This window comes from Nitrosospira sp. Nsp13 (genome assembly GCF_900101945.1).
Taxonomy (GTDB): Bacteria; Pseudomonadota; Gammaproteobacteria; order Burkholderiales; family Nitrosomonadaceae; genus Nitrosospira; species Nitrosospira multiformis_D.
Genome location: NZ_FMVD01000020.1, coordinates 1 through 12457 on the forward strand (window position 1 = coordinate 1; position 12457 = coordinate 12457).

General features: G+C 50.9%; 7 protein-coding genes. 2 read left to right on the top strand and 5 right to left on the bottom strand.

The genetic code is table 11. The features are described from left to right. The 4 genes from BLO43_RS15170 to egtB all read right to left on the bottom strand — a co-directional run. On the bottom strand, positions 1–518 hold a 518-nt coding region (locus BLO43_RS15170), incomplete at its 3' end, for an ADP-ribosylglycohydrolase family protein (protein WP_139149298.1). 536 nt (positions 519–1054) lie between these two features. Continuing rightward, positions 1055–2215 carry a zinc-dependent alcohol dehydrogenase gene (locus BLO43_RS15175; protein WP_090907791.1) on the bottom strand — a complete coding sequence of 387 codons (1161 nt, stop codon included), beginning with the start codon at positions 2213–2215 and terminating at the stop codon, positions 1055–1057. A 121-nt stretch (positions 2216–2336) separates the two neighbouring features. After that, a complete protein-coding gene (gene egtD / locus BLO43_RS15180; RefSeq protein ID WP_090907792.1) occupies positions 2337–3293 on the bottom strand; it encodes an L-histidine N(alpha)-methyltransferase in 957 nt (318 codons plus the stop codon). Continuing rightward, the gene (egtB, locus tag BLO43_RS15185; protein ID WP_175443991.1) at positions 3290–4591 is read right to left on the bottom strand and encodes an ergothioneine biosynthesis protein EgtB; all 1302 of its coding nucleotides are present in this window, start codon (positions 4589–4591) and stop codon (positions 3290–3292) included. The genes egtD and egtB overlap by 4 nt, the downstream gene beginning before the upstream one ends. Before the next feature lie 472 nt (positions 4592–5063). Here egtB and ligD point away from each other — a divergent pair, with 472 nt between their 5' ends. Together ligD and BLO43_RS15195 are read left to right on the top strand one after the other, a co-directional pair. Further along, complete coding sequence (ligD, locus tag BLO43_RS15190; RefSeq protein WP_090907793.1) at positions 5064–7622, top strand: DNA ligase D; 2559 nt, start codon at positions 5064–5066, stop codon at positions 7620–7622. A gap of 262 nt (positions 7623–7884) precedes the next feature. Next, entirely contained in the window at positions 7885–11955 is a 4071-nt protein-coding gene (locus BLO43_RS15195) for a CheR family methyltransferase (protein ID WP_090907794.1), read from the top strand. Between the two features lie 96 nt (positions 11956–12051). On the opposite strand, the gene BLO43_RS15200 is transcribed toward BLO43_RS15195, so the two are convergent. Further along, positions 12052–12453, bottom strand: coding sequence for a response regulator (locus BLO43_RS15200; RefSeq protein ID WP_090907795.1), 402 nt, complete (start codon positions 12451–12453; stop codon positions 12052–12054). Positions 12454–12457 lie beyond the last annotated feature (4 nt).

A 12457-nucleotide genomic window follows, 5' to 3' on the forward strand; every position in this document is an offset into this window, starting at 1 on the left:
TGGGTAAGCCGGGTATTGCTGGAGATGGCAGCTGCCAGGTCCTGCGGCTGAAAAGCGTAGCGAACTGCCAGGGCGAGCGTCCGCCCTATCGCTTCAGTGGTGTCGGCCTGTCCCCCTATTTGCCCCCAGGGCAGGTTCTGCTGGATACGCTTGCGCCAAGCGTCACGGATCGATTGCTGGGTATATCCACCCGGGCCGTTCACAGGCATGCCATTCAGCAACGGGAAGATTTCCTCATCCATTCGCCGGCAGAAATCCGCTTCATCATAGCCACCGCGCTCGACGAGCGAGCGCAGCACGAGTTGGAGAATGATGCCCCCTTGGGAGAGTTGGCCCGCTTTGAGACCACTATGATAGCGGCCGGGCTTGGGATCCGCATAGATCGTGATCCAGTCGCCATAGTCATGGCGGAGCACCGCCAAGTCATAGTACCAGTGGGGCCCGAGGCCTAAGGCATCCCCGATAAAGGCACCCATGATGGCGCCGGCGGCGCGGTCCTGTATGGCGGGGTCGGACATGTTCTGATTCTCCTGTCGGTTAATTTCAATTATCTGAATAAACCTTTTGCAGGCTTGGTAGTATCCCTGGTAGCTGTGGTCTTTGGGAGGCTGGGGAATAATAGGCAGGCGGCGAGATTGAGGCCATGGTCGAGAGATTGAACGTGGGATGCCGTGAAGTAAGGTGACGGTTGAGGCCACCCACTGTGAATGCGTAGAGAGGACTGCATCCCCTCGAGCGCATAAGGAACGGTTTCACGCTCATTCGGTCGATTGTGGCAGATGGTTCGTGAACGTTTTGACGAGTGGCGTTGGCCCGCCAAGGGTGAAGGCGATCGCTCGCGCTGAGGACATTTCGGGCAGCGTAGGATAAGTTGGCACCCCGGGACTTGGCGGCGCTGTCCCTGTTCAATTGGGAGCACGTGAACCCGTGTGATCGGCTGATCTCGATGTGCAAGCGCGATTGTCTCTCTGTGGGAGTTGATTTGGGCGCCGCGGACATGAGTATTACGTCCACCCCAACCTTGAACTGAGCCTCGTATGTCATAGCATCGTTCTTAGGGAATCAGGACAACCTTGCGGCAATCCTCCTCTTTTTTATCGAAAATCTTATAACCGGTCGCGGCTTCAGCAAGGGGAAGGCGATGGCTGATGATAACGTTTGGGTGTAATTTCTCGGTTTCAATATACCTAAGCAGGTCCGGCAAGAAGCGTTGCACATGAGTCTGGCCCATTTTGAATATCAGGCCTTTCTCAAACGCGTCCCCAAATAGGAACCCATGTATAAACCCAGCATAAACACCTGGCACGCTAACGATGCCTCCTCGACGTGTTGCTGCAATACACTGACGCAGGGCTTGTCCGCTACTGCCTTCGAGTTTCAGGTCGGTCATCACGGTTTCGAGCACACTGCCTTTGGCTTCAAAACCTACCGCATCGATAACCGCGTCAACACCTCTGAAGGCTGTATTTTCGATAATGACTTCCGCAGGATCGACCTCATCGAAATTGATGGGAAAGATATTATATGTTTGGCGGGCAAACTCAAGCCGATAGAGATGGTGGTCGACCATAAAGATTTTTTCCACTCCTAGCATGCGGGCGCAGGCGGCAGCCATCAAACCGACGGGGCCGGCACCAAAAATGGCAATACTCGCCCTAAGGCCGACATCCGCATTAACAATCGCCTGATATCCCGTTGGTAAAATATCGCTCAGGAATAGTACCTGCTCATCGGCAAGAGTATCTGGAACTTTAATTGGTCCTACATTGGCTTTTGGCACCCGCACATATTCTGCCTGGCCGCCGGGTATACCCCCATAAAGGTGGCTAAATCCAAAAAGGGCAGCCCCTGAACGTATGTTTTTTTTGTTCAGGATTGCGCCGCGGTCTGGATTTGTGGTCTCACATGCCGAAAATAATTGCTTTTCGCAAAAGAAACAATGCCCACAAGCGATAACGAATGGAACCACTACCCGATCACCTTTTCGCAGATCAGTCACTTCAGATCCAGCATCAACCACCACCCCCATGAACTCATGTCCCAGGATATCTCCCTCTTTTAGTTGGGGGATTTTTCCTCTATATAAATGCAGGTCCGAACCACAGATTGCAGTAGCAGTAATCTGGAGAATAATGTCATCCGGTTTCTGAAGTATAGGATCAGGCACTGTATCGACGCGGACATCATGACTTCCGTGATAGGTGAGTGCGAGCATTATGATTTCTCCTTGAGCAGAACTTACTTCGCCAATTCCTTCTTGAATAAATTGAAAAAATTTAGGGGGCTGAGGGGTGGGGGCTTGGGATTTATGAAATAATTTAAGAATTATTCAAGGTTCATGGAATAACGCCCAGGCTGACAGCGAACCAAAAATCGGGATCCGTCCAGATATTTTCAACCTCAAAACCACCGCGTTGAAGTAGATCCTCCAGGCAATCAACTGTGTACTTATAGCTATTCTCTGTATGAATACGTTCCCCTTGATAAAACTGTAACGTCGTATCAAGAGCGTCGACTCTTACAGACTGAAGACAAGTGCTCTCAAGATGCAATTCAATACGGGAGGCCGTCTCATTCCAGAATGATACATGGCAAAAAGCATCCGGCTCGAAATGACCGCCAAGTTCGCGATTGATTCGGACGAGTAGATTCTTATTGAAAGAAGCGGTTACTCCCGCGCTGTCGTTATAAGCCGCATGCATGACATCTCTGTTTTTAACGAGATCTACGCCGAGCAGTAACTGATCTCCGCTTGATAAATGCTGAGCTATGTTTCGCAGTAGAGAAATAGCATCGTCCTGTTCCAAATTACCAATACTTGAGCCAATGTACAAAACGACACGTGGCGGAGTCTGCCGGGCGAGAAATGCTAAGTCTTCGAAATCCCCGACTTGGGGGTGTACTTTGACTGCTTCCAGTTCTCTTTCCATCTCATCTTTTGCCAATTGCAACGCCGCATCGGATACATCAAGTGGAAAATAATTAATGCTGAATTGCCGCCGCAACAGCGAGCGCAACAAAATTCGTGTCTTGGTTGCGGTGCCGGCGCCAAGCTCACCGACAGAAACATTTCGGCCGAGCCGAGCACATATTTCATCGGCATGAGTCATCAGTATGGCCGCTTCTGTACGCGTCGGGTAATATTCAGGCAAACAGGTGATTTGCTCGAACAAAGCCGAACCTTGGGCATCATATAGCAGCTTGGGCGGCAAACTTTTGGGCATTCGTGAAAGGCCGTCCAAGACATCCCCGGCTATCGCCGTTGCCTGATTCAATTGTTCATACGTGATCATAAGGTAGCCCCAATAGGCAACCGTCCATCATGTGCCAACCTGATTCCCGAGAATTGCCAGCGCATGTGCGGCGGAAAATAGTTACGATAAGATTTGCGCATGTGCGACACGGGGGTAATACAAGATCCGCCACGTAACACCATCTGGTTGCACATGAACTTTCCGTTATACTCACCCTCTATTCCTTCTGGAACGCAATAACCCGGATAGGCTGAATAGGGACTTGCGGTCCACTCCCACGTATCTCCAAAAATCTGTTGCAGACCTGTCTGCCTACCGGCCGTTCTGGGATGGTAATTTCCATCTTCCAAAAAATTCCCGGATAATTCGGTCGAGTCAGCTGCCACCTCCCACTCGAACTCTGTCGGTAACCGCGCACCCGCCCAGCGAGCGAATGCATCGGCCTCATAAAAACTCACATGGCAGACTGGCTCGCTGAGATTCAAGGGCAAAGTGCCTCTGCAAGTGAATTGGGTCCATTCATCGCCAACTTGTTCCCAGTAGAGCGGCGCGTTCCAGCTATGGGCACAAACATGGTCCCAGGCATCCGAGAGCCATAGCTCCGGTCGTCTGTAGCCGCCATCGGCCATGAACGTCAGATACTCTTTATTGGTAATGAGACGGGATGCCAGGCTGAAGGGTTTTATATAAGTAAAGTGTCGCGGCGATTCGTTATCAAATGCAAAGCCGCCCTTATCATGTCCAACCTCATAAATACCTTCGTTGAAATAATGCCATGTAAGTGACGGTATACCCCATTCCACACTCCGGATTTGGTTGGGCTGGTATCCAGGTCGCAACGGATTAGTCCAAAAAGCATGCTTGATGTCGGTAATGATGAGTTCCTGATGTTGTTGTTCATGATTCAGGCCTAATTCGAGCAACTGCAAGATCCTGGGAGACGCATCATGATGCAAAAGATCACGGATATCATCATCCACATAGTTGCGATAAAGAAAAATTTGATCGAGGGTAGGACGCGAAAAAGTACTGCGGATAGTTCGATCTGGGTGGTTTCCCAGTCGCTTATAGTACGAATTGAAAAGGGCAGTGAAGCGTGCATCGAACGGAATGTAATCCCGCACATACGGCTTTAGAATAAACGTCTCGAAGAACCAGGTCGTATGCGCGATATGCCATTTTGTCGGGCTCGCCTCAGGCATGGATTGAACCATCTGGTCATCTGGCGTAAGCGTTTCCACCAGTCTCAAAGTTTGAGTACGTACTTCTGCGTATCTCTCTAACCAGTTATACGGTAGTGATAAGGACATGGACTGCATATCGGGGGCTGTGGTCATGGCAAACTTATCTCCTTGTCGAATCAAAACCCTCTGAGATTGTTCTTGCATGGATATGGGTAGTTTCTAACCAGAATTTTATAAAATTAGGTGAAGGCCGTATGCTTTATACATAAGCCTGATAAACGGAGGAGGCTACATTCCGAAAGCTTATATAAATATCACCGTTGATTCTGTACGCTGGCAGACACAAGAAACATTCGGGTAGAAATCAATTGGGATGTATTGCTTAGTCCGGGTACGGCAACGCTAAGGGTGGGACACCGCACAGATAAAGAAAAATTTTATTTTTAATATTCATTCACTTTAGCAAAATGGTTGGCGCGGAGGCGGACGTATATCGGTAAGTTGCTTCCTATTGGATGGTTCAAATGATTGCTACGGAAAATACCCAGCAAGAAAACCGAATAGGCAACTCATCAGCAGGAAGCCATCCGTTTTGGCTAAATATTAATAAGCGACATAACAAGTAATGGCAAAGGATAAAGTACAGCCTGATTTACTTAAACCCTACCGGGCTAAACGTAATTTCTCCATTACGTCGGAACCGAGGGGGGCAGATAAACTTGCTGCTAAAAATAAATCATCATTTTCGTTTGTCGTTCAGAAACATTGGGCGAGCCGCCTGCATTATGACTTTCGCCTGGAATTGGGGGGCACCATGAAAAGCTGGGCGGTCCCTAAAGGCCCCAGCTTTGATCCTCACGACAAACGCATGGCTGTTCACGTAGAGGACCACCCTATCTCCTATAACCGTTTTGAAGGGCAGATTCCGGCGGGGCAGTATGGGGCGGGAAAGGTCATCATCTGGGATAAAGGCACTTGGCATCCCTTGGAAGATGCGAAAAAAGGTTACCGCGAGGGGAAGCTCAAATTCGAACTACGAGGCCATAAGCTAAAAGGCACTTGGGCATTAATTCGGATAAAAAATAAGGAAGAGTCGAAACAGGAGCCTTGGCTACTCATCAAGGAGAAAGATGACTACGTGCGCCCAGCCAGTGAGTATAGCGTAGTGGATGAAAGGCCTGAAAGCGTAGCCAATCTCGATACCCCCAATGTGCGTGAAAATGCAGATTCGAAGAGTATTAAAGCATCCAGAAATAAGAAAAAGTCCGATCTCCTCGTCATGCCTAACGAAGCGGTAAAATCTGACCTTCCTCTTACTCTCAAGCCCCAGCTCGCAACCCTTGTGGATGGGCCGCCCAATGATCCGGAGGGGTGGTCATACGAAATCAAGTTTGACGGCTATCGGATACTGGCGAGAATAGATGAAAATAAAGTCCAGTTGTTCACCCGTAACGGCAATGACTGGTCCCACAAGCTCCCACACCTGGTAAAAGCATTAGGTGCGATGGGTTTGAAGAAAGCATGGCTGGATGGCGAAGCCATCGTGCTAAACGATGAGGGGTTACCCGATTTTCAGGACCTGCAAAACACGTTTGACAGTTCACGTACCCAAAATATTATTTGCTACTTTTTCGATGTGCCATTCTATGGCGGGTATGACTTGAGAGGTGTTCCTCTCTCGGCCCGAAGAGAATTTCTAAAAAAAATTTTTTTTGAAACTCGATCCTCTGAAAAGGTACGGTTCAGCGAGGTGTTTGACGTACCGGGACAGCAAATCATCGCCTCGGCTTGTCATATGGGACTGGAAGGGGTAATTGGTAAACGCAAGATTTCTTCTTATGTCTCGCGCCGCTCCGCTGATTGGATAAAATTAAAGTGCAGCAAGCGCCAGGAATTTGTCATAGGCGGCTATACCGACCCGCAGGGTTCTCGCGTAGGGATCGGCTCACTTTTGCTTGGGGTTTACGATGAAGAAAAGAAACTTCGATACGCAGGCAATGTCGGCACGGGATTTAGTGATAAAACGCTGCACGAACTGAAAGCAAAATTGGATAAAGCCGCCTCGACCGATAACCCATTTATAAAAGCCACTGGCCTTAGTCGAAATGCCCATTGGGTCAAGCCCACATTGGTCGCGGAAGTCTCATTTGCGGAGTGGACGCGGGAGAACCATATCCGCCATTCGGTGTTTCATGGGCTTCGCATTGACAAGAAGGCCGAGGCCATCATCCGCGAGAAACCCATTCATGCCACTGCGGCGACGCCCGCTTCATCGACATTGCCCGCATCCCTTCGTATAACGCATCCGGAACGAGTCATTGATCCCTCGACCGGATTCACCAAGATCGATCTGGTGCGTTACTACGGCTTGGTCGGACCTTTAATGCTCGTGCATCTTAAGGGAAGACCCGTCTCGCTGGTGCGTGCGCCCGACGGAATCGAGGGGCAGCTGTTTTTCCAGAAACACATGGAGAAGGCCGCCATGCCCGGCGTCGATCAACTCGATCCCGCACTGGATCCTGGGCACCCGTCCTTTTTGGAGATTTCAAAGCTGGAAGGGCTTATGTCTGCAGCGCAAATGAACGTCATTGAATTCCATACCTGGAACGCCATAAAAAGCGACATCGGCAAGCCGGACAGAATGACATTTGATCTGGATCCAGGAGAAGGAGTTGCGTGGGAGCGCATTCAGGAAGCCGCGCAGGTTGTACGTATATTTCTTCAGGAACTGGGATTGCAGTCTTTTCTTAAAACAAGCGGAGGAAAAGGTCTGCATGTCGTCGTTCCTATCAAAAGGGGACATGGGTGGGACACAGTAAAGGATTTCTCCCAAGCGATCGTCGCGCACTTGGCCAAAGCAATACCTCAGCGCTTTGTGGCGAAAAGCGGGCCAGCCAATCGAAAGGGTAAAATATTTATCGATTATCTGCGCAATGGTCTCGGCGCTACCACCGTCTGTGCCTGGTCCGTTCGCGCTCGTCCGGGCTTGGGGGTATCCGTACCCATGGCATGGGAAGAATTGGATGTATTGACTAGCGCAGATCGTTGGACTGCGGCAAATATTCATACTCGCCTGGATGTCGGCAATGATCCATGGATAAACTATAAAACCTCAACACAATCGATATTACCGGCAATGAAAGTATTGGGATTCAATCCCCTGCAGGTTGATGAGGCACGCTGAATGAATAAATTATTTGTAGTTGATGCACATGCCCCTTAATAGGGGGAGTCTATGAAACGGAAAAATCGTAGGCTAAGCCTCAGCAAAAAACATTGATAAGGGTGAAAGCTTACTTGGTTGAATCTGTCTGCTCTGCCGCCAGGTATGGTTCTTGAGCAAAGGTACCTTGTCCAGTGTCAGAAGGACATTTTCAAATACACCCTATAAAATAATAAAATAAAAGGCCGAATCAGTTAGAGAGTTCAGTATCAATCAGTATCTGATGACAAAAGCTGGCAACCAAACTTCCACTCAAGATATCTCGCAGCGCGCGGGTTCCACAAATACCAACGGCGGTCTGCCGGATGCGTTGTTGGTGGATGATCTCGCTGTCTGGAATGAACAGCCTTCTTTTCCAATTATTGGCATAGGTGCCTCTGCAGGAGGGGTGGAAGCACTGCAGCGCCTGTTCAAGTCACTTCCCGCCGACCGCGCCATCGCCTATGTGGTAGTGGTACATCTGGCGCCGGATCATCCGAGCCATCTTGCTGATATCCTGTCAAAGAGCACTTCCATGACGGTATCGCAGGTTCTCGCTGATGTGGCGGTAGAAGCCAATACGGTCTACGTCATCCCGCCTAATCATTTTTTGACGTTGGAGAACGGCTTCCTGCGGCTCCAGAAAATCCCCCTGCCTCGCCCCCTGTCTAGAGCGGTCGATCGGCTCTTCATATCGCTCGCGGAACAACTTCAGGAAAAATCCATCTGTATCGTTCTGACGGGCGCAGACCATGATGGCACCGTCGGTCTCAAGGCTATCAAAGCCGTGGGCGGGATGGTTATCGCCCAGTTGCCGGAGACGGCGCAGCATCCCGGCATGCCGGAGAGCGCTGTGCACACCGGACTGGTGGACTACATTCTCCCCATCGAAGAGATGGGTAGAAAACTCACGCAATATATCGATCAATCTGCTTTATGGCAGCCCAGGTTCCCAGCGCCTCCGGAAGATACCCAGTCCCTTGGGGCAATCGTTGCGCTCTTGCGCAAGCGTGGCGGTGGGGATTTCCGGGGGTATAAGGAAGGAATGCTCATGCGTCGCACAAAACGGCGCATGGCATTGCGTGGACTAATTGGCCTGGACGCCTATATCGATTACTTGGAAAAGACTCCCGATGAAGTACAGGCCCTCGGCGCAGATTTTCTGATTAAGGTTACCGAATTTTTCCGTGAACCTGTGGCATGGCAGGCGCTGGAACAACTGGCTTTGCCAAAAATAATCGAATCCGTGGAGCAGGGAGAAGCGATTCGGGTGTGGGTGGCCGGTTGCGCGACTGGTGAAGAGGCCTATAGCATCGGTATTGCTCTGCTGGAACTGATGAGCAAGGGGGGGTTGAGCATAAAACTGAACATCATCGGCTCCGATCTCGACCCGTCATCTCTTGAGATTGCCCGCGCCGGCCGTTATCCGGAGAGCATTGCCACTATTTTAAATCCGGAATTGCTGGCCCGCTACTTCATCAGAAGCGAGGAGGGACAATTCGTGGTTCGCAAGGTGTTGCGGGAATCGGTCATGTTTTCCCAGCACAATCTGCTGGCCGATCCGCCTTTTTCCCATATGGATCTGGTCACCTGCCGCAATTTGCTGATTTACATGCAGCCCGAGGTGCAAGACAAGATTCTACGAATGTTTCACTTTGCGCTTAATGCGGAAAGCTATCTATTCCTCGGCAAATCCGAAACGATCGGAGAACATCACGAGCTTTTTATACCGATCGACAAGCAGCATCGCCTTTATCGCAGCGTGCCTACTGAGCGCAAAACTCCCATGAAGCTCCCGTTGGTGGCGGATGCACCGACAACGCGCGCGGCGAATCAGCCAGTCGGCCACTCTTCGCGACTGGCGCACGCGGAATTGGTGCGCGAACTTCTGCTCAGGCAGCGCTCGGCCACGGCGATACTGATCGATCACGATTCGCAAGTACTTTATTTCTATGGTCCCACGCATGATTTCATACGGCAGCCGGAAGGCGCTGCCACCCGGGATCTGTTGGCAATGGTATCTGATGAAATGCGCATCGCGCTGCGCGCGGTGATCCATTCTGTTCGTAGTGAGGGAAAGAAAGGCGAGATCATCCTTCCCGCCGCACCCGGGGACAATCGCCAGTTGCGTGTCAGAGCCATCCAGGCCGGTGACGAGGATGACGGACTTATACTCATTACGTTCGAATATGAGGCACTCGGCAATGCAAGCAATCAGGCAGTAGCCGATGCCGAATCATGGGCGAAACGGCAGCTTGAGGACGACTTGCGCACCACACGGCAGGATCTCGAGACCTCCATCCAGGCGCTCGAGGCGAGCAATGTCGAGCTTCGCATCGCTAATGAAGAAGCGATGTCCATGAATGAAGAGCTTCAGTCCGCAAATGAGGAACTCGAGACATCGAAAGAGGAGATGCAGTCGGTCAATGAGGAACTGAACACCGTTAATAGCGATATGGAACGCACCGTCAATGAACTGCGCTCGGCCAACGACGATCTGTCCAATCTGCTGGCAGGTAGCGACCTGCCCACATTGTTCCTGGACCGGCAGCTGTGTATCAAACGGTTTACGCCTGCTTCGCGCCGGCTTTTTAGCCTTATTCCCTCCGATATAGGCCGTCCGATAAGTGATTTCGCTTCCCGACTAGTAGCACCAGATCTCCTTACGGTGGCGCAAAATGTCCAGAACTCAGGCGCGGTAGCTGAAGACGAAGTTCATACGCCTGATGGGCACTTCTATTTGCGCCGGATTTTGCCATATCGAATGACAGAAGACCGGATTGAAGGCGTAGTCATTATTTTTGTTCCTATTGATGCGATCAAGCAAGCGCAGCAGGAATTACGGGAAAGCGAGCAACGTTTTCGCTCGCTCGCCGACACTGCCCCCGTATTCATCTGGATCAGTGGCTTGGGCGGGACGCTCGAATTCGTCAATCGCCGCTTCGCCGATGTTACCGGCAAAACGATGGAGGATTTGCTCGGCACCGGATGGCATAGCGTTATTGATCCGGAGGATTTGCCAGCCTATATTACGGCACGCTCGAACGCAGAAACCGCATGCACGGGCTATGACCACGAGTTAAGGGTGCGCAAGGCAGACGGCAGTTATCATTGGATGCGCTTTGTCGGAGAGCCCCGGCTGGAGAACAAGAAACTTATTGGCTTTGTAGGCTCTAGCGTGGATATCCAATCCCATAAGGATGCCGAAGAAGCGCTTCGCCAGGCGGATCATCGCAAGGATGAATTCCTCGCCATACTGGGGCACGAGCTGCGCAACCCCCTCTCTCCCATACGTAGTGCCGCAGAAGCTTTGCAATTCGTTGAGTCCAGCGACGAACGGCTTTCATGGGCCAGGGAAACCATCATCAGGCAGGTGGATCATATAACCCGCCTGGTGAACGATCTGCTCGACATCGCCAGGCTCACACGGGGTAAGCTTACCCTGCGCAAGGAAATAGTCGACATGGCCGTCATCATGCATCATGCCGTGGAATCAACGAAGGCGCTGTTTGAAGCGCGCAAACATCATTTCACCCTGGCGATCACGGATGAACCGCTATTTGTAAATGGCGATCCCATCCGCCTTACCCAGATCATTGAGAATCTCCTTACCAATGCGACCAAGTTCACCGACCCAGAAGGCCAGATTTCGCTGGAGGCTTATCGCGAGGGAGACAAGGTGGTTATTTCAATCAAGGATAATGGAATCGGCATACCTAAACGGATGTTATCGAGAATTTTTGAGCTTTTCATGCAAGAAGAACGTGCCGCCAGAAAGTCCAGCAGCGGCCTGGGCATTGGCCTCGCGCTTGTTTACAAGCTTGTTTCCCTGCATAGCGGCACCATCACAGCATCGAGTAAAGGGTTGGGGAAAGGCAGCGAGTTTGTCCTGCGGCTTCCATTGGTCGATGTTGCGGCTATTCCCGCACCGGTGGAGGCGGCGCTCGATCCCGGCAGAGGACGTCTTCTAATTGTGGATGACAATAAAGATGGCGCCGATGCCATGGCGATGTTAATGGCCAGCTACGGATATGAGGTGCGCACCGCCTATGATTTTGAGTCCTCGCTACGTGAAGCGGCTTCTTTCAGGCCGGAGATCGCCCTGCTTGATTTGAGCATACCCGAACCCAACGGGATGGAGCTAGCAAGACGGTTTCAGCAAATGACCGAGACCACCAAAACTGTGTTGATTGCCTATAGTGGCTATGGCCAGCCTGATGATGTGGAGCGAACTAAAAAAGCAGGGTTTGCACATCATTTGATTAAGCCGGCCACCGCTGAGGAGATTCACAAGGTGCTCAGTTCGATGAACTAAAATCTGTTAATAATCCAATTGTTTAAGAGGATCACCGTAATACTCTTATATTGGTTTCACAGAAGGGGATTGTATAGCTTGTGCCATAACTACGGACTAATGTGATAAAGCCGCGGCGGCAATAGTATCGATGAGTTCCTCAAAATCGACAGGCTTGGATAGATACTTCTGAAAACCGGCAGTGATTGCATTTTTTCGATCTTCCCTCCGACTGAAGGCGGTGAAGGCAACGGCCGGGGTTTGTCCGCCTTTATGTGCTGGCAGATTCCTCACGGCACGAATGAATTGATAGCCATCCATCTCTGGCATATCGATGTCACTGACAACCACATCAGGTCTTAACGCCCGTAACCGTTCCAATCCTTCGATTGCAGTCGCAGCCACAATCACATGAGCATGATAAAGAATTAACAACCGTTGGGTGAGTTCCCGCCCCTCCGGTTCGTCATCAATAAGGAGTACTTTAACGCCAGCGAGTACAAGATCCCGGCTATCCATATCC